Origin of the sequence: Pseudomonas orientalis, assembly GCF_001439815.1 — a bacterium.
Taxonomy (GTDB): domain Bacteria; phylum Pseudomonadota; class Gammaproteobacteria; order Pseudomonadales; family Pseudomonadaceae; genus Aquipseudomonas; species Aquipseudomonas orientalis.
The window spans coordinates 128,614-150,299 of record NZ_JYLM01000003.1 but is presented as its reverse complement, the minus strand read 5'-3'; the positions used below and the strand labels follow the sequence as shown (position 1 = coordinate 150,299).

The 21,686-nt window shown below is 62.1% G+C and carries 24 protein-coding genes; 13 read left to right on the top strand and 11 right to left on the bottom strand.

Annotation, left to right across the window (positions count from 1 at the left end; translation table 11 throughout):
• The first annotated feature begins 24 nt into the window (after window positions 1-24).
• From TU82_RS08780 to TU82_RS08745, 8 genes are read left to right on the top strand one after another with little or no spacing between them, the layout of a single operon-like run.
• Window positions 25-780 carry a heme ABC transporter permease gene (locus TU82_RS08780; RefSeq protein WP_057722746.1) on the top strand — a complete coding sequence of 252 codons (756 nt, stop codon included), beginning with the start codon at window positions 25-27 and terminating at the stop codon, window positions 778-780.
• Window positions 777-953: a heme exporter protein CcmD gene (gene ccmD / locus TU82_RS08775; protein ID WP_057722744.1), complete on the top strand. Its 177-nt coding sequence runs from the start codon at window positions 777-779 to the stop codon at window positions 951-953. The genes TU82_RS08780 and ccmD overlap by 4 nt, the downstream gene beginning before the upstream one ends.
• Window positions 950-1,405, top strand: coding sequence for a cytochrome c maturation protein CcmE (ccmE, locus tag TU82_RS08770; protein WP_057722742.1), 456 nt, complete (start codon window positions 950-952; stop codon window positions 1,403-1,405). Before ccmD ends, ccmE begins: the two co-directional genes overlap by 4 nt.
• 3 nt (window positions 1,406-1,408) lie before the next feature.
• Window positions 1,409-3,394, top strand: a complete 1,986-nt coding sequence (locus tag TU82_RS08765; RefSeq protein ID WP_057722740.1) for a heme lyase CcmF/NrfE family subunit — start codon at window positions 1,409-1,411, stop codon at window positions 3,392-3,394.
• Window positions 3,391-3,927 carry a DsbE family thiol:disulfide interchange protein gene (locus TU82_RS08760; protein WP_057722738.1) on the top strand — a complete coding sequence of 179 codons (537 nt, stop codon included), beginning with the start codon at window positions 3,391-3,393 and terminating at the stop codon, window positions 3,925-3,927. Before TU82_RS08765 ends, TU82_RS08760 begins: the two co-directional genes overlap by 4 nt.
• Window positions 3,924-4,397, top strand: coding sequence for a cytochrome c-type biogenesis protein (locus TU82_RS08755; protein WP_057722736.1), 474 nt, complete (start codon window positions 3,924-3,926; stop codon window positions 4,395-4,397). Before TU82_RS08760 ends, TU82_RS08755 begins: the two co-directional genes overlap by 4 nt.
• A complete protein-coding gene (gene ccmI / locus TU82_RS08750) occupies window positions 4,390-5,574 on the top strand; it encodes a c-type cytochrome biogenesis protein CcmI (RefSeq protein WP_057722734.1) in 1,185 nt (394 codons plus the stop codon). The genes TU82_RS08755 and ccmI overlap by 8 nt, the downstream gene beginning before the upstream one ends.
• A gap of 15 nt (window positions 5,575-5,589) precedes the next feature.
• Window positions 5,590-5,985, top strand: coding sequence for a hypothetical protein (locus TU82_RS08745; protein WP_057722732.1), 396 nt, complete (start codon window positions 5,590-5,592; stop codon window positions 5,983-5,985).
• Between the two features lie 165 nt (window positions 5,986-6,150).
• On the opposite strand, the gene TU82_RS08740 is transcribed toward TU82_RS08745, so the two are convergent.
• Window positions 6,151-6,426 (bottom strand): DUF6124 family protein, encoded by a 276-nt coding sequence (locus TU82_RS08740; protein ID WP_057722731.1) that lies wholly within the window; start codon window positions 6,424-6,426, stop codon window positions 6,151-6,153.
• A 477-nt stretch (window positions 6,427-6,903) separates the two neighbouring features.
• Between TU82_RS08740 and phnN the strand changes: the two genes are divergently transcribed.
• The 3 genes from phnN to TU82_RS08725 all read left to right on the top strand — a co-directional run bounded on the left by phnN (window position 6,904) and on the right by TU82_RS08725 (window position 8,203).
• Entirely contained in the window at window positions 6,904-7,470 is a 567-nt protein-coding gene (phnN, locus tag TU82_RS08735; protein WP_057722729.1) for a phosphonate metabolism protein/1,5-bisphosphokinase (PRPP-forming) PhnN, read from the top strand.
• Window positions 7,471-7,598: 128 nt separating this feature from the next.
• On the top strand, window positions 7,599-7,787 hold the full coding sequence (locus TU82_RS08730) for a type II toxin-antitoxin system HicA family toxin (RefSeq protein ID WP_057722727.1): 189 nt from the start codon (window positions 7,599-7,601) through the stop codon (window positions 7,785-7,787).
• An 11-nt stretch (window positions 7,788-7,798) separates the two neighbouring features.
• Complete coding sequence (locus TU82_RS08725) at window positions 7,799-8,203, top strand: type II toxin-antitoxin system HicB family antitoxin (RefSeq protein WP_057722725.1); 405 nt, start codon at window positions 7,799-7,801, stop codon at window positions 8,201-8,203.
• Here the strand turns inward: TU82_RS08725 and TU82_RS08720 are convergent.
• From TU82_RS08720 to gcl, 9 genes are all read right to left on the bottom strand, one after another.
• The gene (locus TU82_RS08720; RefSeq protein ID WP_082631987.1) at window positions 8,200-9,396 is read right to left on the bottom strand and encodes an MFS transporter; all 1,197 of its coding nucleotides are present in this window, start codon (window positions 9,394-9,396) and stop codon (window positions 8,200-8,202) included. The two genes, TU82_RS08725 and TU82_RS08720, sit on opposite strands and share 4 nt — an antisense overlap.
• 289 nt (window positions 9,397-9,685) lie before the next feature.
• Window positions 9,686-10,690 (bottom strand): sulfate ABC transporter substrate-binding protein, encoded by a 1,005-nt coding sequence (locus TU82_RS08715; RefSeq protein WP_057722721.1) that lies wholly within the window; start codon window positions 10,688-10,690, stop codon window positions 9,686-9,688.
• A 96-nt stretch (window positions 10,691-10,786) separates the two neighbouring features.
• On the bottom strand, window positions 10,787-11,611 hold the full coding sequence (locus tag TU82_RS08710; RefSeq protein WP_057722719.1) for an ion transporter: 825 nt from the start codon (window positions 11,609-11,611) through the stop codon (window positions 10,787-10,789).
• Between the two features lie 31 nt (window positions 11,612-11,642).
• Window positions 11,643-12,518 carry an urea transporter gene (locus TU82_RS08705; RefSeq protein ID WP_057722717.1) on the bottom strand — a complete coding sequence of 292 codons (876 nt, stop codon included), beginning with the start codon at window positions 12,516-12,518 and terminating at the stop codon, window positions 11,643-11,645.
• Window positions 12,519-12,623: 105 nt separating this feature from the next.
• Window positions 12,624-14,039 (bottom strand): pyruvate kinase, encoded by a 1,416-nt coding sequence (pyk, locus tag TU82_RS08700; RefSeq protein ID WP_057722715.1) that lies wholly within the window; start codon window positions 14,037-14,039, stop codon window positions 12,624-12,626.
• Complete coding sequence (locus TU82_RS08695; RefSeq protein ID WP_057722713.1) at window positions 14,029-15,309, bottom strand: glycerate kinase type-2 family protein; 1,281 nt, start codon at window positions 15,307-15,309, stop codon at window positions 14,029-14,031. Before TU82_RS08695 ends, pyk begins: the two co-directional genes overlap by 11 nt.
• 177 nt (window positions 15,310-15,486) lie before the next feature.
• Entirely contained in the window at window positions 15,487-16,377 is an 891-nt protein-coding gene (locus tag TU82_RS08690; RefSeq protein WP_057722710.1) for a 2-hydroxy-3-oxopropionate reductase, read from the bottom strand.
• A 175-nt stretch (window positions 16,378-16,552) separates the two neighbouring features.
• Window positions 16,553-17,335: a hydroxypyruvate isomerase gene (gene hyi, locus TU82_RS08685; protein WP_057722709.1), complete on the bottom strand. Its 783-nt coding sequence runs from the start codon at window positions 17,333-17,335 to the stop codon at window positions 16,553-16,555.
• Between the two features lie 10 nt (window positions 17,336-17,345).
• Window positions 17,346-19,121, bottom strand: coding sequence for a glyoxylate carboligase (gene gcl / locus TU82_RS08680; RefSeq protein WP_057722707.1), 1,776 nt, complete (start codon window positions 19,119-19,121; stop codon window positions 17,346-17,348).
• Between the two features lie 257 nt (window positions 19,122-19,378).
• On the opposite strand from gcl, the gene TU82_RS08675 reads away from it, so the two are divergent.
• Window positions 19,379-19,819 (top strand): GlcG/HbpS family heme-binding protein, encoded by a 441-nt coding sequence (locus TU82_RS08675; protein WP_057722705.1) that lies wholly within the window; start codon window positions 19,379-19,381, stop codon window positions 19,817-19,819.
• Window positions 19,820-19,954: 135 nt separating this feature from the next.
• Here TU82_RS08675 and TU82_RS08670 read toward each other — a convergent pair whose 3' ends face one another.
• A complete protein-coding gene (locus TU82_RS08670; RefSeq protein WP_057722703.1) occupies window positions 19,955-20,560 on the bottom strand; it encodes a TetR/AcrR family transcriptional regulator in 606 nt (201 codons plus the stop codon).
• A gap of 135 nt (window positions 20,561-20,695) precedes the next feature.
• Here TU82_RS08670 and TU82_RS08665 point away from each other — a divergent pair, with 135 nt between their 5' ends.
• Complete coding sequence (locus tag TU82_RS08665; protein ID WP_057722701.1) at window positions 20,696-21,610, top strand: DUF808 domain-containing protein; 915 nt, start codon at window positions 20,696-20,698, stop codon at window positions 21,608-21,610.
• The last annotated feature ends 76 nt before the right edge of the window (window positions 21,611-21,686 follow it).

Here is a 21,686-nt window from a genome sequence, read left to right as displayed (position 1 = left end):
AAGAAGCAACCGTGAGAAACAGCAATGAACTGGACCTGGTTTCACAAGCTCGGCTCGCCCAAATGGTTCTATGGCCTCAGCGGCAGGCTGCTGCCGTGGTTGAGCGTCGCCGCCATATTGCTGATCGGCGTCGGCCTGGTCTGGGGCCTGGCCTTCGCGCCACCGGACTACCAGCAAGGCAATAGCTTTCGCATCATCTATATCCATGTGCCCGCCGCCATGCTGGCGCAGTCCTGCTATGTGATGCTGGCGGTGTGCGGCATTGTCGGTCTGGTGTGGAAGATGAAGCTCGCCGACGTCGCCCTGCAATGCGCTGCGCCCATCGGTGCATGGATGACCGCCGTGGCGCTGATCACCGGCGCGATCTGGGGCAAACCCACCTGGGGTTCGTGGTGGGTGTGGGATGCGCGGCTCACGTCGATGTTGATCCTATTGTTCCTGTACTTCGGCCTGATCGCCCTGGGCAATGCGATCAGCAACCGCGACAGCGCCGCCAAGGCCTGCGCGGTGCTGGCGATTGTCGGCGTGATCAACATCCCGATCATTAAATATTCGGTGCAGTGGTGGAACACCCTGCACCAGGGCGCCACCTTCACCCTCACTGAAAAACCGGCGATGCCGGTGGAGATGTGGGCGCCGCTGCTGCTGATGGTGCTGGGTTTTTACTGCTTCTTCGGCGCCGTGCTGCTGCTGCGCATGCGCCTGGAAGTGCTCAAGCGTGAAGCCCGGACCAGTTGGGTAAAAGCCGAAGTTCAAGCCAGCCTGGGAGCGCGTGGATGAGTTTTGCTTCTTTCAGTGATTTTCTCGCCATGGGCCACCACGGCCTGTATGTCTGGACGGCCTACGGCATCTGCCTGGCGGTGCTGGCCCTCAACGTCGCCGCGCCGCTGCTGGCGCGCAAGCGTTACCTGCAACAAGAGGCGCGCCGTCTGCGCCGGGAGACCGATAAGTGAATCCGTTGCGCAGAAAGCGTCTGTTGATCATCCTCGCCATCCTGGCCGGCGTCGGCATAGCCGTGGGCCTGGCCTTGAGCGCCCTGCAGCAGAACATCAACCTGTTCTACACCCCGACCCAGATCGCCAATGGCGAAGCGCCGGTCGATACGCGCATCCGCGCTGGCGGCATGGTGGAAAAGGGCTCCTTGAAGCGTTCTGCAGACTCCCTGGACGTGAGCTTCGTGGTCACCGACTTCAGCAAATCCGTGACCATCACCTACCGCGGCATCCTCCCGGACCTGTTCCGCGAAGGCCAGGGCATCGTCGCCCTGGGCAAGCTCAACGCCAGTGGCGTGGTGGTGGCCGATGAAGTGCTGGCCAAGCACGATGAAAAATACATGCCGCCGGAGGTGACCAAAGCCCTCAAGGACAGCGGCCAATCCGCCCCAACCCCTGCCAAGGAGGGCTGAGTCATGAACGCCGCTTTGTTTATTCCCGAACTTGGCCAGTTGGCGATGATCCTCGCCCTGTGCTTTGCCATCGTCCAGGCCGTGGTGCCGTTGCTTGGCGCCTGGCGCGGCGATCGCCTGTGGATGAGCCTGGCCCAGCCGGCCGCCTGGGGGCAGTTCGCATTCCTGCTGTTCGCCTTCGGTTGCCTGACCTACGCCTTTATGACCGACGATTTTTCCGTCGCCTATGTCGCCAATAATTCCAACAGCGCACTGCCCTGGTATTACAAATTCAGCGCCGTGTGGGGCGCCCATGAAGGTTCGCTGCTGCTGTGGGCGCTGATCCTCGGCGGCTGGACGTTCGCCGTGTCGGTGTTCTCGCGCCAACTGCCGCAAGTCATGCTGGCGCGGGTGCTGGCGGTGATGGGCATGATCAGCATCGGTTTTTTGCTGTTTCTGATCATGACCTCCAACCCGTTCAGCCGCATCCTGCCGCAGATCCCCATGGACGGGCATGACCTCAACCCACTGCTGCAAGACATCGGCCTGATCGTGCACCCGCCGATGCTCTACATGGGCTACGTCGGCTTCTCCGTGGCCTTTGCCTTCGCCATCGCTGCCTTGCTCGGCGGGCGTCTCGACGCGGCCTGGGCGCGCTGGTCGCGGCCATGGACCATCGTCGCCTGGGCCTTCCTGGGCATCGGCATCACGCTGGGTTCGTGGTGGGCCTACTACGAACTCGGCTGGGGCGGCTGGTGGTTCTGGGACCCGGTGGAAAACGCTTCGTTCATGCCCTGGCTGGTCGGCACCGCCTTGATTCATTCGCTGGCCGTCACCGAAAAACGCGGCGTGTTCAAGAGCTGGACCGTGCTACTGGCCATCGCGGCATTTTCCCTCAGCCTGCTCGGCACGTTCCTCGTGCGTTCGGGCGTACTGACGTCGGTGCATGCGTTTGCTTCCGACCCTGCGCGCGGCGTGTTCATCCTGATCTTCCTGCTGTTTGTGGTCGGTGGTTCGCTGACCCTGTTCGCCCTGCGCGCGCCCGTGGTCAAGAGCCAGGTCGGCTTTAACCTGTGGTCGCGGGAAACCTTGCTGCTGGGTAACAACCTGGTGCTGGTGGTGGCCGCGTCGATGATTCTGCTCGGCACCCTGTACCCGTTGGTGCTGGATGCCCTGAGCGGCGCCAAGCTGTCCGTCGGCCCGCCGTACTTCAACGCCTTGTTCATTCCGTTGATGGGCCTGTTGATGATGGTGATGGCGGTCGGCGTGCTGGTGCGCTGGAAAGACACCCCGGTGAAATGGCTGGCCGGCATGCTGATGCCGGTGCTGCTGGGCAGTGTGGCCCTGGCCGTGATCGCCGGGGTTGCCTACGGCGACTTCAACTGGGCGGTGCTCGCCACGTTCCTGCTTGCGGCCTGGGTGTTGCTGGCCGGCGTGCGCGATATCGCCGACAAGACTCGCCACAAGGGCCTGATCAAAGGCCTGCCGACCTTGACCCGCAGCTACTGGGGCATGCAGATCGCCCATATCGGCATCGCCGTCTGCGCCCTGGGCGTGGTGCTGTCGAGCCAGAACAGCGCAGAACGCGACCTGCGCCTGGCGCCAGGCGAGTCCATGGACCTGGGCGGTTACCAGTTCATCTTCGAAGGCGCCAGGCACTTTGAAGGACCGAATTTCACTTCGGACAAAGGCACCGTACGCGTGGTGCGCAACGGGAAGGAAATCGCCGTGCTGCACCCGGAAAAACGCCTGTATACCGTGCAGAGTTCGATGATGACCGAGGCAGGTATCGATGCCGGTTTCACCCGTGACCTGTATGTGGCGTTGGGTGAACCACTGGGCGATGGCGCCTGGGCGGTACGCGTGCATGTGAAACCGTTTGTGCGCTGGATCTGGTTCGGCGGCCTGCTGACCGGGTTGGGTGGTGTGCTCGCGGCGCTGGACCGGCGTTACCGGGTCAAGGTCAAAAGCCGGGTGCGTGAAGCCCTCGGCATGGGAGCTGCGGTATGACGCGCTGGTTGATGGTGTTGCCGCTGGCGGCGTTTCTGGTGGTGGCGGTGTTCCTCTATCGCGGCCTGTACCTGGACCCGGCCGAATTGCCGTCGGCCATGATCGGCAAGCCGTTCCCGGAATTCTCGCTGCCCACTGTGCAGGGCGACAGGCAACTGACCCGCGCCGACCTGCTGGGCAAACCGGCGCTGGTCAACGTGTGGGCCACCTGGTGCATCTCCTGCCGCGTCGAACACCCGGTGTTGAACAAACTCGCCGAGAAGGGCGTGGTGATCTACGGCATCAACTACAAGGACGATAATGCAGCGGCGTTGAAATGGCTGGCTGAATTCCACAACCCGTACCAGTTGGATATCCGCGACGAAGACGGCAAGCTCGGTTTGAACCTGGGCGTATACGGCGCCCCGGAAACCTTCTTTATTGATGCCAAGGGCGTGATCCGTGACAAGTACGTCGGCGTGATCGACGAGGTGGTCTGGCGCGAGCAACTGGCGGCCAAGTACCAGGCCCTGGTCGATGAGGCCAAACCATGAAGCGCCTGTTAGTTGCGGCTGTGCTGGCGCTGGGACTGGCCGGCGTGGCCCACGCCGCCATCGACACCTATGAATTTGCCAACGACGGTGACCGCGAGCGTTTTCGCGAGCTGACCAAGGAACTGCGCTGCCCCAAATGCCAGAACCAGGATATCGCCGACTCCAACGCGCCCATCGCCGCCGACCTGCGCAAGGAGATCTTCCGGATGCTGGGGGAGGGCAAGGACAACCAGCAGATCATCGACTTCATGGTCGACCGCTACGGTGATTTTGTGCGCTATAAACCGGCGCTTACCGGCAAGACTGCGCTGCTCTGGTTCGGCCCCGCCGGGCTGCTGCTGACCGGCGTAGTGGTCATGGCCGTCATCGTGCGCCGCCGCCGCGCCGCGCCTGCCGATGGCAGCGACGCGCTGTCCCCCGAAGAGCGTAAACGTCTCGACCAATTGCTGGACACCAAGACTGATGATTGATTTCTGGCTTGCAGCCGGGCTGCTGCTGTTGATTGCCCTGAGCTTCCTGTTGATCCCTGTGCTGCGTGGCCGTCGTGCCCAGCGTGAGGAGGACCGCACCGCGCTGAACGTGGCGCTGTATCAAGAGCGCATCGCCGAACTGCAGGTGCAGCGCGACGAAGGCGTCCTGACTGCTGCGCAACTCGATACCGGCCGCGCCGAAGCTGCGCGTGAACTGCTGGCCGATACCGAGGGCGTGCAAAAGCGTCGCGAGTCCCGCCTTGGCAAACCGCTGCCATTGTTGGCGGCGTTTCTTGTCCCGGTCCTGGGCGTTGCGCTGTACCTGCATTATGGGGCGAGCGACAAGGTCGAGTTAACCCGCGAGTTTTCCCAGCCGCCGGTGTCGATGGCCGACATGACGCAGCGCCTGGAACGTGCCGCGGCGGCCCAGCCGGATTCGGCTGAAGGCCTGTACTTCCTCGGTCGCGCCTATATGGCCCAGGATCGTTCCGCCGATGCCGCCAAAGTGTTTGAGCGTAGCGTTGCCTTGGCCGGGCGCCAGCCCGAACTGCTCGGGCAGTGGGCCCAGGCGCAGTATTTCGCCGACAACAAACAGTGGTCGCCCAAGGTTCAGGCGCTGACCGACGAAGCCCTGAAGCTCGATCCAAAGGAAGTCACCAGCCTCGGCCTGCTCGGTATCGCCGCCTTTGAAGGCCAGCGCTATCAGGAAGCGATCGACTACTGGAACCGTCTGCTGGCGCAACTGCCACCCGAAGACAATTCTCGCGTTGCGCTGCAAGGCGGCATCGATCGCGCTGCGGAAAAACTCAGGGAGAGCGGCGGCGCTGTCGCGCAGAAGGCCGTGCTGAAAGTGCGCGTGGACCTGTCAGCCGAGGTGAAAGCCAAGGCCCTGCCAGGCGACAGTGTGTTCATCTTCGCGCGCGCCGTCGGCGGCCCGCCTGCACCGCTTGCGGCCAAGCGTGTCACCGTTGCCGAACTGCCTGTCACCGTGGAACTGGGCGATGCCGACGCGATGATGCCGCAGTTGAAACTGTCCAACTTCCCTGAAGTCCAACTGGTTGCGCGCATATCCCGGGCAGGTGTTCCAACCGCTGGCGAGTGGATCGGCCGCAGCCAACCCTTGGCCAGCACCGCCACTGCGCTGCAGCAGCTGACCATCGACAGTCCGGACAAGTAATTTGAGGAAACGCCCATGACCGCATTTGCACGTATGACCCTGCTCAGCCTCGTATTGGGCCTGAGCGCCTGTGCGGTCCACCGACCACCACCCGGCCCCACCGGCCCGACCATCCCGCCGTCGGGCCCGTCGACCCAGCCCGGCAGCAAACCCTCCGGCCCGGTAACCCCGCCGCCCAAGCCACTGCCAAGCAAGTCGCCGACCTTCGCCCCACCACCGGGCGCGGCCAGCCACTGGGACGGCAAGATGCAGGTGTACGTACTCGACGACCAGCCCGACACCTTCTACCGCCAGCGCACCTACTATCGTTGGAGCAACGGCTGGCGTCGCTCCATCAGCCCCAACGGGCCGTGGGAAGAGACCAGCGTACAGGGCGTGCCACCAGGGTTGAGCAAGCAGTACGCGCAATGACAAAAGGCGACCTTCGGGTCGCCTTTTTCTTGCCTGTGATTTGATCGTTCTCACGCTCCGCGTGGGAATGCATCCCGTGACGCTCCGCGTCACCAGTGCGCAAAAAGCAGGACGCGGAGCGTCCAGGGCGGCATTCCCACGCAGAGCGTGGGAACGATCTTGTTATCAAGCTACAGGACACTCCCGGTTCAACGCTTCATTCACCAACAACTGTGCAATTTCGATCATCTGCACGACCGCCAGCACCTGCTTGCGGCCTGAGCCATCCAGATGCTCGGCGCAGTCGTACGCACAGACTGTCGCCGACTCCAGCATCTCGCTGGCATTGCTTAACGCCGCTTCGGTGCTAAGGCCGGGACGGACGGTGAAGATGAGGTTGGGTGAGGTTTGTGAAAGGTCATCCGAGTGGAATGATGGGGGATTTGGCGTAACTTTTTTCATGCAGTCAGTCTCCATTCAGTCGGAGCTCACCACATCCGCGACCAAGCAGAAGGGTGGCGAGCTGTACGCAGGTTGGTCGACCAGGGAATGGAAACCCGGCAGGGCCCTAAGCCCTCCCGCGCACAGCCCGCCATAACGCGAGCACAAGAATGCCGCTTGCGCGGCACTGTGCGCCATTCTAACCCAGGCGACCAAGCCTGATCGCTGATGAGCAGCGACTGCGAGAGGCTAACGGTGCGTTATAGCAACTGCAAGCCACGCAGATCGTAGGAAAGTTCCTGGCTGGCTCAAGCGTTGCGCCGTCTGAATTGAGACGAGGAAGCAGCGCAGCCCTCCACGTCTGTCATGGCTCACGCTTTCCCGGTAAGGTGACCGTCGCTGGCCTGGTTGCCGGGCAATCGCTGGATATACTCTGTGATACCGGGCAAACCGGCACAGCGGCCAACCCGTGCGAAAACAAGCAAAGAGAGTGGTGTGATGGCAGGCAGGTTGATCTATCTCATCGGGCCATCGGGTTCGGGCAAGGACAGCCTGCTGGATGCCGCACGCCCGCGGTTGGCCGAGCGCGGTTGCCGCATTGTGCGCCGCGTGATCACGCGCTCGGCGGAGGCGGTGGGTGAAGCGGCGCAAGGCGTGAGCCCGGTGCAGTTTGCGGCGATGCAGGCGCAGGGCGCGTTTGCCCTCAGTTGGCAGGCCAATGGGTTGTCCTACGGCATTCCCAAGGACATTGACGAGTGGCTGGCGGCCGGAGACGACGTGCTGGTCAACGGCTCCCGCGCGCATCTGGCGCAAACCCGTGAGCGTTACCCGACGTTGCTGGTGTTGCTGCTGACAGTCGATCAAGCCGTACTGCGCCAGCGCCTGATCGCGCGCGCGCGTGAATCCCTGACGGATATCGAGGAACGCCTGGCGCGCAACGCGCGGTTCACCGAAGCGCTGATCGCTGCCAATGGCGAGGGGTTATTCGTGCTGGATAACTCCGGCCCGCTGGAACACACCGTCGCGCGTTTGCTGTGTTGCCTGGAGCACGCGCCCTCGGCTTGAGCCCGATGCTGCGCCGAAACGCTCATCAATATCCGGTAAAACAACCGTCAGTCAGACCTGGCCATTCTGTGCTTGAGTAAATATAACTCTAGGGTTATTTTTATTGAGTCCGAGCCAAGGAGGCAGCGGTGCAAAGCAGGCTATTGATCAAGGAATTGCTGGAAGCGGGCTGGGTGCTGGATCGGGTCACCGGCAGCCATCACATTTTCACCCACCGCTATAACCCGTACACGATACCGGTGCCTCATCCGAAGAAGGATCTGCCTTTGGGCACCGTCAGAAGCATCAGGAAACGCGCCGGGCTGTTTCAGTTCTAAGGAGAGCATGCATGCAATACCCAATCTGTATCGAATGGGGCGATGACTTTACCGCCACCGGTATTCAGATCCCCGACATTCCGGGCGCCGTCACCGCCGGGGACAGTTTTGAAGAGGCCTACAACGCGGCCGTGGAAGTGGCGCACATCCTGCTGCAGGAGATTGCCGCAGAGGGCGGGGTGATTCCGATGCCAACCTCGGTTGCCACTCATCACGCCCATGAAGACTACGCCGGTATGGGCTGGGGCATGTTGGAGCTGGATATCTCGCCTTATCTGGGCAAGACCGAGAAGGTCAATGTGACTTTGCCCGGTTATGTGATCCAACGCATCGACCGTTACGTGCGTGAACACAACGTCAAAAGCCGCTCGTCATTTCTGGCGGATGCGGCTTTGGAGAAGTTGGTGCGTTCTTAAGCGGTGGCGACCTTTGCCTGCCGCGACGCACTGAGGAAGCGCAACAACGCCACCAGCGGGAATGCACTGCCCACCAGCATCACGCCCAGCCAACCGCCGTGTTCGTACACGCTGCTGGCAATCGCCGAGCCGAAGGCGCCGCCGATAAAGATGCTGGTCATGTACAGCGCGTTCAGGCGGCTGCGGCTGTGGGCGTCAAGGGCATAGACGGCACGCTGGCCGAGCACCATGTTCATCTGCACGCAGAAGTCCAGCACGACGCCCGTCACCGCCAGGCCGATCACGCTGTACAGCGGGTGCACGAAGGCCGGCAGGAAACTCAGTGCACCCAGCAGCATCGCCAGCAACGAGGCGCGGTGGGTGTGGCCGGCATCGGCCAGCCGCCCGGCGATAGGTGCGGCGATGGCGCCGATTGCACCGACCAGGGCGAAGATCGCGATCTGGGTCTGGGTGAGGCCGTGGTTGCGCACCAGTTCAAGTGGGGCGGCGGTCCAGAACAGACTGAACGCGGCAAACATGCAACCTTGATAAAACGCACGCTGGCGCAACACCGGCTGCTCACGCAGCAGTGTTCCCAGCGAACCCAGCAACTGGCCGTAACTGGCGCTGTGCGTCGGTTGGCGCTTGGGAATGGTCAGCATCAACACCACACTGATAAACGCCATCAACGCCGCCGCCGCCATGAACATCGCCCGCCAGCCGAAGTGGTCCGCCACCACGCTGGACACCGGCCGCGCCAGCAGAATGCCAAGCAGCAGGCCGCCCATGATGCTGCCGACCACCCGGCCACGGGATTCGGCAGGCGCCAGGTGTGCGGCCAACGGAATCAGGATCTGCACCGACACCGAGCTGAAACCGATCAGCAGCGACACCAGTAAAAACAGGTTGGGCTGCTCGGTGAACGCGGCGCCCAACAGGCTGGCGATGGCCACCACGGTGGTGACGATCATCAGCCTGCGGTTTTCCAGCAGGTCGCCCAGCGGCACCAGGAAAAACAGCCCCAGGGCATAGCCGATCTGCGTCAGCGACACAATGAGGCTGGCCATGGCCGGCGTGAGGCCGATGTCCGGCGCGATCAGTTCGATGATCGGCTGCGCGTAGTAGATGTTGGCGACGATGGCGCCGCAGCAAAACGCAAACAGCATGACCATGCCTCGGGTCATGCTGCCGGTAGCGTGGGGGGTAGCATTCATGGGGTTCTCATACGGGCGAAGGACGATGGAGGAGAGAGTAGAGACATCGGCCGGTAGTGAGTAGGCCGCTTGTGGTGATAATTGTCATGCCGCGAAATAATGACTCAATCTAATTAAATGTGGGGGCTTTGTAGGAGCGAGCTTGCTCGCGAAAAACTCACAGGCACCGCGTTCATTCAGGAAACACGCGTTATCGTTGACGTTTTTCGCGAGCAAGCTCGCTCCTACAGACTGGCATTAGGGCTTGCCCCCTCCCACAGTTCTGACTGTGTTTATTCAGCCGGAACGTTTATTGGCCGGTATAAATCTGGTCAAACACCCCGCCATCGTTGAAGTGGGTTTTCTGCACGGTGCGCCAGTCGCCGAAGGTCTTCTCCACCGACAGGAAGTCGACTTTCGGGAAACGGTCGGTGTACTTGGCCAGCACGGTCGGGTCGCGCGGGCGCAGGTAGTTGTTGGCGGCGATTTCCTGGCCTTGCGGCGACCACAGGTACTTCAGATAGTCTTCGGCGGCTGCGCGGGTGCCTTTCTTCTCGACCACTTTGTCCACCACCGACACCGGCGGCTCGGCCTCGGCGGACACGCTTGGGTAGATCACTTCGAACTGATCGCGGCCGAATTCGCGGGCGATCATTTCCGCTTCGTTCTCAAAGGTCACCAGCACGTCGCCGATCTGGTTGGTCATGAAGGTGGTCGTTGCGGCCCGGCCACCGGTGTCGAGTACCGGCGCCTGTTTGAACAGCTTGCCGACAAAGGCCTTGGCCTTTTCTTCATCGCCGCCGTTCTTGAGCACATAACCCCAGGCCGACAGGTAGGTGTAGCGGCCGTTACCCGAGGTCTTCGGGTTGGGCACGATCACTTGCACGCCATCCTTGAGCAGATCCGGCCAATCTTTCAGGGCTTTCGGATTGCCCTTGCGCACGATGAATACGGTGGCCGAGGTGAACGGCGCGCTGTTGTTCGGCAGGCGGGTGACCCAGTTGTCCGGTACCAGCTTGCCGTTGTCGGCCAGGGCGTTGATGTCGGTGGCCATGTTCATAGTGATCACGTCCGCCGGCAGGCCGTCGATCACCGAGCGCGCTTGTTTGCTGGAGCCGCCGAAAGACATCTGCAGGGTCAGCTTGTCATTCGGGTGCTCGGCGTCCCAGTGCTTCTGGAAGGCGGCGTTGTAGTCCTTGTAGAAATCACGCATCACGTCGTAGGAGACGTTGAGCAGGGTGACCGGAGCCGCCTGGACGGCGCCGGCCAGGGCCAGGCCGGCGGCCAGGAGAGAGGCGCTGAGGATGTTTTTCACTGCTCGTTCCTTGTTGTTCGAGAGAAGGGGGGAGGCACAATGCCAGCGACTATAGCCGGGGCCGCATAGTCGCTTAAAGATTAAAAAGAACTTCGCTTATTCCACTTTCCTGAACAGGTTGCTGCCACAGCGTGAGCAAAACGCTGCATTCGGCTCGTGGCTGTTCTTCTTGCACGCCGGGCAGTCGGTCTGCAGCTGTTCACCGCGCATGGCACTGGCCAGCTCGGCGGTGAATATCCCGGTGGGTACGGCGATAATCGAGTAGCCGGTGATCATCACCAGCGAGGAAATCACCTGGCCCAGGGGCGTCTTGGGCACGATATCGCCAAAGCCCACGGTGGTGAGTGTCACGATCGCCCAATAGATGCCCTTGGGAATGCTGGTAAACCCGTGCTCCGGGCCCTCGATTACGTACATCAGGGTGCCGAACACCGTCACCAGGGTGCACACGCTGACCAGGAACACCACGATCTTCTGCTTGCTGCCGCGCAGCGCCGCCATCAGATAGTTGGCCTGCTTGAGGTACGGACTGAGCTTGAGAACGCGAAAGATCCGCAGCATGCGGATGATGCGGATAATCAGCAGGTACTGCGCGTCGCTGTAGTACAGCGCGAGGATGCCGGGCACGATCGCGAGTAGATCCACCAGGCCATAAAAGCTGAAGGCGTAGCGCAATGGCTTGGGTGAGCAGTAAAGCCGCAGGCCGTACTCAATCAGGAAAATGAGGGTAAAGCCCCATTCGATATAGGCCAGCACGTCGGCGTAGTTCTGGTGGATTTCGTCGATGCTGTCGAGCATCACGATGACCAGGCTGGCGAGGATGATCAACAACAGGATGCCGTCAAAGCGCCGCCCGGCGACGGTGTCACTTTGGAAAACCATCACGTAGAGTCGCTGGCGCCAGTCGTTGTTGCTGTCCATAAATCCCGCTCGAATTGAATATCGGCAAAGCCTAGGGGGATTCGAACGGCCTGTCCATGCGCGGTTTGCGCAGCACGCGCTGGCTGGCGCGCACCAGCCAGCAGGCCAGAATGAATGGCGCGGTCAGCGTCGGCAGGTGCAGCGCGGCGAAGCCCGGTGTGAGCACGACAGCCAGGACGATGCCGATCAGCGGCAACCAGGGTTGGCGACGTGCCTGGCTCAGCGCCAGGGCGGCGAGCGCCGGGTTGTAGCTGTGCAGGCCGAGCAGGGCGCCGCTGGTTTCGCCCAGCAGCAAGGCGACCAGCACGCCGGCGATCGCGCCGGACAGTGCCCACACGGCGGCGCGCCGGTCAGCCAGCAGCAGACCAAGGACGATCAAGGCCCCGGCTACGGGCTGGTCCAGCAGCATGACTTGCGCCAGACCGGTAAACGGCGCAGCGAGTAGCGTCATGTGCTGGGGCTCGCTCAGGGCAAAGTTGGCTGGCGCCATGGTGCCCAGCAACAACCAGCCCAGGCCGACAAAGGGTGCGGTGTAGGCGGGCAGATCCTGGGGTTGAGCGGCGTGTTTCAACCACTGCCGCACCAGCATCGCGCTCAAGCCGCCACAGGCCAGGATCAGTGGCGGCACCAACGTCGACCAGGCGAAGTGCTGGCTGATCAACACACCCAGCAGTACGCCGTTGTAGCTATACATCCCGGCCTGGCGTTCAACCTTGGGGTAGCCTCGGCGCTGGGCCGTGAGCAAACCCGCGACGCCACCCAGCAATGCGCCGCCGAGCAAAGCCGGCGCGCCGATCAGAATCGCCAACAGGCACAGCAGGCCGCACAGCGGATGGCGCTGGAGAAAGATCTGGCTGAAGCCGTTGAGCAGGGCTTCGGCCCAGTCGGGGCAGGTTGGATTGTGCATGGCAGCTCCCTGTAGGAGCGAGCTTGCTCGCGAAAAACCTAAGGGAGCCGCGTGCATTCAGGATGCCTGCGTCAGCGTTGGCGTTTTTCGCGAGCAAGCTCGCTCCTACAGTAGGGTTTCGATACGCAAGGAATTGGTCGACCCCAACTGCCCAAACGGCACCCCAGCTGTAATCACCAGCGTATCCCCACGCTGCGCCATGCCTTGGGCCTGGGCGATCTCAAGCGCGGTTGAACACACCTCATCCACCTGCCGAAGCCGATCATTGACCACCGAGTGCACGCCCCACGCCACGCTCAAGCGCCGCGCCGTGGACAGGTTCGGCGTGAGCGTGAGGATCGGCGCCACCGGCCGCTCCCTGGCCGCGCGCAGGCTGGAGGCGCCCGACTCGCTGTAGTTCACCAGCACCGCCACCGGCAGGATGCTGCTGATGCGGCGGATCGCGCAGCTGATGGCGTCCGAGACCGTGGCATCCGCGCCGGGCCGGCTGACATCCAGCTGGGCCTGGTAGTCCGGGCCGTTTTCCACCTGGCGGATGATCTTGCTCATCATCTGCACGGCTTCCAGCGGGTACTCGCCGGACGCGGTTTCGGCCGACAGCATCACCGCGTCCGCGCCTTCAGCCACCGCATTGGCCACGTCGCTGACCTCTGCGCGGGTCGGTGCAGGAGAGAAACGCATGGATTCGAGCATCTGGGTCGCCACCACCACCGGTTTACCCAGTTGGCGGCAGGTCTTGATGATGTCCCTCTGGATGTGCGGCACGCTTTCGGCCGGCACTTCCACGCCCAGGTCGCCGCGGGCCACCATGATCGCATCGCTCAATTCGGCGATTTCGCGCAGTTGCTGCACCGCCGAGGGTTTCTCGATCTTGGCCATCAGGAACGCCCGGTCGCCGATCAGCGCGCGGGCTTCGCGGATATCTTCCGGGCGCTGCACGAAGGACAGCGCCACCCAGTCCACGCCCAGCTCCAGGCCGAAGCTCAGGTCGCGACGGTCCTTGGCGGTGAGCGGGCTAAGTGCCAGCAGCGCCTGTGGCACGTTCACGCCTTTGCGGTCGGACAGCTCGCCACCGTTGAGCACGGTGGTGTCGATGGCGTCGGCGTGCTTGGTGACTACGCGCAGGCGCAGCTTGCCGTCGTCCAGCAACAGGTCCATGCCGGGTTGCAGTGCCGCGATGATTTCCGGATGGGGCAGGTTGACCCGACGTTGATCCCCCGGTGTTTCATCCAGGTCCAGGCGCAGCGCCTGGCCGCGCACCAGTTGCACCTTGCCCTCGGCAAAGCGCCCGACGCGCAGCTTGGGCCCTTGCAGGTCCATGAGGATGCCCAGCGGGTAATTCAATTGGCGCTCGACCTGGCGAATCCACTGGTAGCGCTGCGCGTGATCGGCGTGGTCGCCGTGGCTGAAATTGAGCCGAAATATATTCACCCCGGCCTGCACCAGCTCGCGGATATCGTCGATCCCATCGGTGGCCGGGCCCAGGGTGGCGAGGATTTTGACCTTCTTGTCAGGCGTCATGTTTGGCGGTCTCAAGGATCAGGATGGCGCGGAAGTCGTTGACGTTGGTGCGGGTCGGCTCGGTGATGATCAAGTCGCCCAGGGCGGCGAAGTAGCCGTAGCCGTTGTTGTCATCCAGCTCGTCGCAGGCGCTCAGGCCCAGGGCTTCGGCGCGGCGGTAGCTGCACGGGGTCATGAGCGCGCCGGCGTTGTCTTCCGAGCCATCAATGCCATCGGTGTCACCGGCCAGGGCATAGACGCCGGGCAGGCCCTTGAGGCTGTCGGTGAGGCTGAGCAGGAATTCCGCGTTGCGCCCGCCACGGCCATTGCCGCGCACGGTGACGGTGGTTTCACCGCCGGAGAGGATCACGCACGGCGCCGCCAACGGCTGGCCGTGCTGCACGATTTGCCGGGCGATGCCGGCGTGTACCTTGGCTACTTCGCGCGCTTCACCTTCGAGGTCGCCGAGGATCAGCGGGCTGAAACCGGCCTGGCGCACTTTGACCGCCACCGCTTCCAGGGATTGCTGCGGCCGGGCGATCAATTGGAAATGGCTGCGGGCGAGCAGCGGGTCGCCGGGCTTGACGGTTTCCGAGGCAGGGTTTTGCAGCCAACTGCGCACCGAGGCCGGGGCGTCGATGCCGTAGCGCTTGAGGATCGCCAAGGCCTGTTGCGAGGTGCTCGGGTCGCCGACCGTGGGGCCGGAAGCGATCACCGTGGCCTGGTCGCCCGGCACATCGGAAATCGCGTAGGTGTAGACCGTGGCGGGCCACGCGGCCTTGGCCAACCGTCCGCCCTTGATCGCCGAGAGGTGCTTGCGCACGCAATTCATCTCGCCAATGGTGGCGCCGGATTTGAGCAAGGCTTTGTTGAGGCTTTGCTTGTCGGCCAGGGTAATGCCTTCGGCGGGCAGGGCGAGCAAGGCGGAACCGCCACCGGAGAGCAGGAAGATCACGCGGTCGTCTTCGTGCAGATCGCTGATCAGTGCCAGCACGCGTTTGGCCACGGCCAGGCCCGCAGCATCCGGAACAGGGTGCGCGGCTTCGACCACTTCGATTTTCTTGCACGGTGCGCCATGGCCGTAGCGGGTCACGACCAGGCCCGAGACCTCGCCCTGCCAGCAGTTCTCCACGACCAGCGCCATGGCGGCGGCAGCCTTGCCGGCGCCGATCACGATCACGCGGCCGCTGCGGTCGGCGGGCAGGTAAGGTTCAAGGACTTGCCGGGGGTGGGCGGCATCGATGGCTGTGGCAAACAGCTCGCGAAGCAGGTGTTGCGGATCGACCGACATAAGCGGGCTCCCGGGGAATTCTTGTTATTAGAGATGCAACAATCCAGCTATGAAATGAGGGCTAAATGTGGGAGGGGGCTTGCCCCCGATAGCAGTGTTTCAGTCACACCACCTACACCTGACACACCGCAATCGGGGGCAAGCCCCCTCCCACACTGGATTGCATTCCAAGGTGGGTTACTTGTCGCGAATCGAGAAATTGGCCATATGCTCCAGGCCCTTGATCAGCGCCGAATGGTCCCAGTTACCGCCGCCAAGCGCGGCACAGGTGCTGAACACTTGCTGGGTGCCGGCGGTGTTCGGCAGGTTGATCCCCAACTCCTTGGCGCCGGCCAATGCCAGGTTCAGGTCTTTCTGGTGCAGATTGATGCGGAAACCCGGGTCGAAGGTACCCTTGATCATGCGTTCGCCATGCACTTCCAGGATCTTCGACGACGCAAAGCCGCCCATCAACGCTTCACGCACCTTGGCCGGGTCGGCACCGTTTTTCGAGGCGAACAGCAGCGCTTCGGCCACTGCCTGGATATTCAGCGCAACGATGATCTGGTTGGCGACCTTGGCGGTCTGGCCATCACCGTTGCCGCCGACCAGGGTGATGTTCTTGCCCATGGCCTGGAACAGCGGCAAGGCGCGTTCGAACGTCTGCGGCTCGCCACCAATCATGATGCTCAACGTGCCGGCCTTGGCGCCGACTTCACCGCCGGACACCGGTGCATCCAGGTACTGCGCGCCGCTCTCGTTGACCTTGGCCGCGAACGCCTTGGTGGCGGTAGGGGAGATCGAACTCATGTCGATCACCACTTTGTTCGGTGACAGGCCGGCGGCCACACCGTCGGCGCGGAACAGCACGTCTTCGACCTGCGGGGTATCCGGCACCATCACGATGATGAATTCGGCTTCCTGGGCGACTTGCTGCGGGTTGGCCAGCGCCACCGCGCCAGCAGCGATCAGCTCGGCGGGCGCTTTGCCGTGATGCTCGGAGAGAAACAGTTGATGCCCTGCCTTTTGCAGGTTGGTGGCCATGGGTTGGCCCATGATGCCGGTGCCGATAAATCCGATTTTAGCCATGATCAAAATCCTCTTTTTATTCGGTGGGGCAGATTTGTTCAGGTCTGCCAGACACGGCATGTCCAATGTGGGAGGGGGCTTGCCCCCGATAGCAATTTTTCATTCAACAGATGTGCTGGCTGATGCACCGCTATCGGGGGCAAGCCCCCTCCCACATTTTTTTGTGTTGTGTCTGTTAGATGGCGTTATGGGTTTTAAGCCAGCCAAGGCCCGCTTCGGTAGTGTTCAACGGCTTGTATTCACAGCCAACCCAACCCGCGTAGCCAATGCGGTCCAGATGCTCGAACAGGAAGCGGTAATTGATCTCCCCCGTCCCCGGCTCGTTGCGCCCCGGGTTATCCGCCAGTTGGATATGGTTGATCACCCCCAGGTGCGTCGCCATCGTCCGCGCCAAATCGCCTTCCATGATTTGCATGTGATAGATGTCGTATTGCAGGAACAGATTGTCACTGCCCACCTGCTCGCGAATCGACAGGGCCTGCGCCGTGTTATTGAGGTAGAAACCGGGTATGTCGCGGGTGTTGATCATCTCCATCACCAGTTTGATACCCGCCGCCTGCAGCTTGTCGGCGGCGTACTTGAGGTTGGCGACGAGGGTCTTTTCCACGGTGTCGTCATCCACGCCCTGCGGCCGAATGCCCGCCAGGCAGTTGACCTGGGTATTGCCCAACACTTGGGCATAGGCGATGGCCAGCTTGACCCCGGCGCGAAATTCCTCGACCCGGTCCGGGTGGCAGGCCAGGCCGCGCTCGCCTTTGGCCCAGTCCCCGGCCGGCAGGTTGAACAGCACCTGGGTCAGACCGTTGGCGTCGAGCTGCGCCTTGATGTCGGCTGAACTGAACTCATACGGGAACAGGTATTCCACGCCTTCGAAGCCGGCATCGGCGGCCGCTTTGAAGCGGGTAAGGAATTCCTGTTCGGTAAACAGCATGGACAGGTTGGCGGCAAAGCGCGGCATAGGGTTCTCCTTAATCGAGCAGGGAAATGGCGGTCGGTGCGTCGTTGCCGACCAGGGCCAGGTCTTCGAATTCGTTGACGGCGTTGATCTCGGTGCCCATGGAAATATTGGTCACCCGTTCCAGAATAATCTCAACGATCACCGGCACCTTGAATTCTTCGAGCATTTCCTGGGCGCGGCGCAGCGCCGGCTGGATCTGGCTCGGCTCGAACACGCGCAGCGCCTTGCAACCCAGGCCTTCGGCGACCGCAACGTGGTCGACGCCATAACCGTTGAGTTCCGGGGCGTTGAGGTTGTCGAAAGACAGCTGCACGCAGTAGTCCATTTCAAAGCCGCGTTGCGCCTGGCGGATCAGACCCAGGTAGGAATTGTTCACCACCACGTGGATATACGGCAGTTTGAACTGCGCGCCGACGGCCAGTTCTTCGATCATGAACTGGAAGTCGTAGTCGCCGGACAACGCCACGACTTTGCGGCTCGGGTCGGCCTTGACCACACCGAGCGCCGCCGGAATGGTCCAGCCCAGGGGGCCGGCCTGGCCGCAGTTGATCCAGTGGCGGGGTTTATAGACGTGGAGGAACTGCGCGCCGGCAATCTGCGACAGGCCGATGGTGCTGACGTAGCAGGTGTCTTTGCCGAACACCTGGTTCATCTCTTCGTATACCCGTTGCGGCTTGACCGGCACGTTGTCGAAGTGGGTCTTGCGATGCAGGGTGGCCTTGCGCTGCTGACAGTCGTGCAGCCAGGCGCTGCGGTCCTTGAGCTTGCCGGCGGCTTTCCACTCGCGGGCCACTTCAATGAACATCGTCAGCGCGGAACCGGCGTCGGACACGATGCCCAGGTCCGGCGTGAACACGCGGCCGATCTGCGTCGGCTCGATGTCGACGTGGATGAACTTGCGGCCTTCGGTGTAGACCTCCACCGAGCCGGTGTGACGGTTGGCCCAGCGGTTGCCGATACCCAGTACCACGTCGGACTTGAGCATCGTTGCGTTGCCATAACGGTGAGAAGTCTGCAGGCCGACCATGCCCACCATCAGCGGGTGGTCGTCGGGGATGGTGCCCCAGCCCATCAGGGTCGGGATCACCGGGATACCGGTCAGCTCGGCAAATTCCACCAGCAACTCGCTGGCGTCGGCGTTGATCACGCCACCTCCGCTTACCAGCAAGGGGCGTTCAGCCTGGTCCAGCATTGCCAGGGCTTTCTCCACCTGGATGCGGGTGGCCAATGGCTTGGCCAGGGGCAGCGGTTGGTAGGCGTCGATGTCGAATTCGATCTCGGCCATTTGTACGTCGAACGGCAAGTCGATCAGCACCGGGCCTGGGCGACCGGAACGCATTTCATAGAAAGCCTTCTGGAACGCGTAGGGCACCTGGCCCGGTTCGAGTACGGTGGTGGCCCACTTGGTCACCGGCTTGACGATGCTGGTGATGTCCACGGCCTGGAAGTCTTCCTTGTGCATCCGTGCGCGGGGCGCTTGGCCGGTAATGCACAGGATCGGGATCGAGTCGGCCGAGGCGCTGTACAGGCCGGTGACCATGTCGGTACCCGCCGGACCCGAGGTGCCGATGCACACGCCGATGTTGCCGGCCTTGGTGCGGGTGTAGCCCTCGGCCATATGTGAGGCGCCTTCAACGTGGCGAGCAAGGACGTGATCGATGCCACCCACCTTCTGCAAGGCCGAATACAACGGGTTGATTGCGGCGCCCGGGATACCGAAGGCGGTGTCCGCCCCTTCACGGCGCATCACCAGGACGGCGGCTTCGATTGCTCTCATTTTGCTCATGATTTTGGTGCCTCTTGCGTTTTGTAATTGTATACAAGTGGTGTCTGCGCAAAGTGTATTCACGGCGAGCGGCCTAGGTCAATGCATTTCATAAACTGAGCTTTGCGTTCGTCTTAATCACTTTTTTCGACGTATGGAAGCTTTGTTTGGAAATATTGTATACAAAAACAAATATCATTGTGTTCTATTTGTTCGATCCGGCATCTGATCAAACAGACGCTCCAGCGTATTCCCAATAACAAAAGAAGGACGGCACCATGAGCGCTTTAACCTTGAAGATTGCCACCCAACTGGCCAGCCAGGCCCTCGCTGCGGGCCGCACCGTTGCCGCCGCGCCGCTGACCATCGCGGTGCTCGACAGCGGCGGGCACCTGATCGCCCTGCAACGCGAAGACGGCGCGAGCCTGCTGCGCCCGCAGATCGCCATCGGCAAGGCCTGGGGCGCGATTGCCTTGGGCAAGGGTTCACGTTTGCTGGCGCTGGACGCGCAGCAACGTCCGGCGTTTATCGCAGCGCTGAACAGCCTGGGGCAGGGCAGCGTGGTGCCGGCGCCGGGTGGGGTGTTGATTCGAAATCAGGACGGCGTGGTGCTGGGGGCGGTCGGGATCAGCGGGGATACGTCGGATATTGACGAGCAGTGCGCGATCACGGCGATCGAGGGGGTGGGGTTGTTGGCGGATGCCGGGGTGTCAGCCTGATTCCTGGGTGATCCTTAAGACCGCATCGGGGGCAAGCCCCCTCCCACATTCGAATGTATTCACACATGAAAATATGTGAACCCAATCAAGTGTGGGAGGGGGCTTGCCCCCGATTGGCACAGGCCCTGCGGTCTATCAGTCCGGCTCACACCCCTTGAGCACCAACCGAATAATCGTCTGCGCCGCCGCTTCATAGTCGGCTTCATCCAGTTTCGCCTTGCCGGTCACCGCCGAGATCTGCCAGTCGAAATCCGCATAGGTTTGCGTGGCGGCCCAGATACTGAACATCAGGTGATTAGGCTCGATATTCGCAATCAGGCCGCGCTCCACCCAGTCCTGGATGCAGTTGATATTGTGCCTGGCCTGGGCGTTGAGCTGTTCGACCTGCTCGGCACTGAGATGCGGCGCGCCGTGCATGATTTCGCTGGCGAACACCTTGGAGGCAAACGGCAGGTCGCGGGAGATGCGGATTTTCGAGCGGATATAGTTGCTCAGCACTTCCTTGGGGTCGCCCTCGGGGTTGAAGGGCGTGGAAGCGGCCAGGATCGGCTCGATAATGCTCTCGAGCACCTCGCGGTAGAGGTTGTCCTTGGACTTGAAGTAATAGTAGACGTTGGGCTTGGGCAGCCCGGCCTTGGCGGCGATGTCGCTGGTTTTGGTCGCGGCGAAGCCCTTGTCGGCAAACTCCTCGCTCGCCGCCCGCAGGATCTTTTCTTTGTTGCGCTCGCGAATGCTGCTCATAAACCAGAGATTTCCTTGCCATGACAGGCGGTTGCGCATGGTAGCACCGGCCATCTGCGCGCCTCAACAATGTGCCCGCTCAGCCGTGCGCCGCGCTATGCTCGCTTGATCTCTTACTTGACGGATACCCGATTCATGGCAGGAAGCAGCTTGTTGGTTTTGCTCGACGATATCGCCGCAGTACTCGATGACGTTGCACTGATGACAAAAATGGCGGCGAAGAAGACCTCGGGTGTGCTCGGCGATGACCTGGCGCTTAATGCCCAGCAAGTCTCCGGCGTGCGCGCCGAGCGGGAAATTCCCGTGGTGTGGGCGGTGGCCAAGGGCTCGTTCGTCAACAAGTTGATTCTGGTGCCGACCGCATTGTTGATCAGCGCCTTTGCCCCGTGGGCGGTGACGCCGCTGTTGATGCTGGGCGGCGCCTACCTGTGTTTCGAAGGGTTCGAAAAACTCGCCCACAAGTTTCTGCACAGCAAGGCGCAAGACCAGGCCGAGCACGCGCAGTTGACCGAAGCGGTGGCCGACCCGGCGACTGACCTGGTGGCCTTCGAAAAGGACAAGATCAAAGGCGCGATCCGCACCGACTTCATTCTTTCGGCCGAAATCATCGCGATCACCCTCGGTATCGTGGCCGATGCGGCGTTGACGCAACAGGTGATCGTGCTGTCGGGCATCGCCATTGTCATGACTGCAGGTGTTTATGGACTGGTGGCGGGTATCGTCAAGCTCGATGACTTGGGGTTGTGGCTGACACAGAAGCCGGGGCAAGTGGCGCGCAGTATCGGCGGCGCCATCCTGAGTGCCGCGCCTTACATGATGAAAAGCCTGTCGGTGATCGGTACGGCGGCGATGTTCATGGTCGGCGGCGGGATTCTTACCCATGGCGTGCCGGTGGTGCATCACTGGATCGAAACCGTGAGCCAGAACAGCGGCGCGCTGGCGTGGTTGATGCCGACGTTGTTGAATGCGGTGGCGGGGATAGTTGCAGGGGCTGTCGTGTTGGCAGTGGTCAGTGTGATCGGCAAGGGCTGGAAAGCGTTGCGTGCATGATTGAGCAGGCATAAAAAAGGCCATTCGATTGAATGGCCTTTTTTGTGGTCAAGAGATGATCGTTCCCTCGCTCCGC

What these genes read in the sequence shown, in the direction of transcription:
- TU82_RS08780 (WP_057722746.1), top strand. Translation starts at nt 25, where the DNA reads ATGAACTGGACCTGGTTTCACAAGCTCGGCTCGCCCAAATGGTTCTAT.
- ccmD (WP_057722744.1), top strand. Translation starts at nt 777, where the DNA reads ATGAGTTTTGCTTCTTTCAGTGATTTTCTCGCCATGGGCCACCACGGC.
- TU82_RS08765 (WP_057722740.1), top strand. Translation starts at nt 1,409, where the DNA reads ATGAACGCCGCTTTGTTTATTCCCGAACTTGGCCAGTTGGCGATGATC.
- TU82_RS08760 (WP_057722738.1), top strand. Translation starts at nt 3,391, where the DNA reads ATGACGCGCTGGTTGATGGTGTTGCCGCTGGCGGCGTTTCTGGTGGTG.
- TU82_RS08755 (WP_057722736.1), top strand. Translation starts at nt 3,924, where the DNA reads ATGAAGCGCCTGTTAGTTGCGGCTGTGCTGGCGCTGGGACTGGCCGGC.
- ccmI (WP_057722734.1), top strand. Translation starts at nt 4,390, where the DNA reads ATGATTGATTTCTGGCTTGCAGCCGGGCTGCTGCTGTTGATTGCCCTG.
- TU82_RS08745 (WP_057722732.1), top strand. Translation starts at nt 5,590, where the DNA reads ATGACCGCATTTGCACGTATGACCCTGCTCAGCCTCGTATTGGGCCTG.
- TU82_RS08740 (WP_057722731.1), bottom strand. Translation starts at nt 6,426, where the DNA reads ATGAAAAAAGTTACGCCAAATCCCCCATCATTCCACTCGGATGACCTT.
- phnN (WP_057722729.1), top strand. Translation starts at nt 6,904, where the DNA reads ATGGCAGGCAGGTTGATCTATCTCATCGGGCCATCGGGTTCGGGCAAG.
- TU82_RS08725 (WP_057722725.1), top strand. Translation starts at nt 7,799, where the DNA reads ATGCAATACCCAATCTGTATCGAATGGGGCGATGACTTTACCGCCACC.
- TU82_RS08720 (WP_082631987.1), bottom strand. Translation starts at nt 9,396, where the DNA reads ATGAATGCTACCCCCCACGCTACCGGCAGCATGACCCGAGGCATGGTC.
- TU82_RS08710 (WP_057722719.1), bottom strand. Translation starts at nt 11,611, where the DNA reads ATGGACAGCAACAACGACTGGCGCCAGCGACTCTACGTGATGGTTTTC.
- TU82_RS08705 (WP_057722717.1), bottom strand. Translation starts at nt 12,518, where the DNA reads ATGCACAATCCAACCTGCCCCGACTGGGCCGAAGCCCTGCTCAACGGC.
- pyk (WP_057722715.1), bottom strand. Translation starts at nt 14,039, where the DNA reads ATGACGCCTGACAAGAAGGTCAAAATCCTCGCCACCCTGGGCCCGGCC.
- TU82_RS08695 (WP_057722713.1), bottom strand. Translation starts at nt 15,309, where the DNA reads ATGTCGGTCGATCCGCAACACCTGCTTCGCGAGCTGTTTGCCACAGCC.
- TU82_RS08690 (WP_057722710.1), bottom strand. Translation starts at nt 16,377, where the DNA reads ATGGCTAAAATCGGATTTATCGGCACCGGCATCATGGGCCAACCCATG.
- hyi (WP_057722709.1), bottom strand. Translation starts at nt 17,335, where the DNA reads ATGCCGCGCTTTGCCGCCAACCTGTCCATGCTGTTTACCGAACAGGAA.
- gcl (WP_057722707.1), bottom strand. Translation starts at nt 19,121, where the DNA reads ATGAGCAAAATGAGAGCAATCGAAGCCGCCGTCCTGGTGATGCGCCGT.
- TU82_RS08675 (WP_057722705.1), top strand. Translation starts at nt 19,379, where the DNA reads ATGAGCGCTTTAACCTTGAAGATTGCCACCCAACTGGCCAGCCAGGCC.
- TU82_RS08670 (WP_057722703.1), bottom strand. Translation starts at nt 20,560, where the DNA reads ATGAGCAGCATTCGCGAGCGCAACAAAGAAAAGATCCTGCGGGCGGCG.
- TU82_RS08665 (WP_057722701.1), top strand. Translation starts at nt 20,696, where the DNA reads ATGGCAGGAAGCAGCTTGTTGGTTTTGCTCGACGATATCGCCGCAGTA.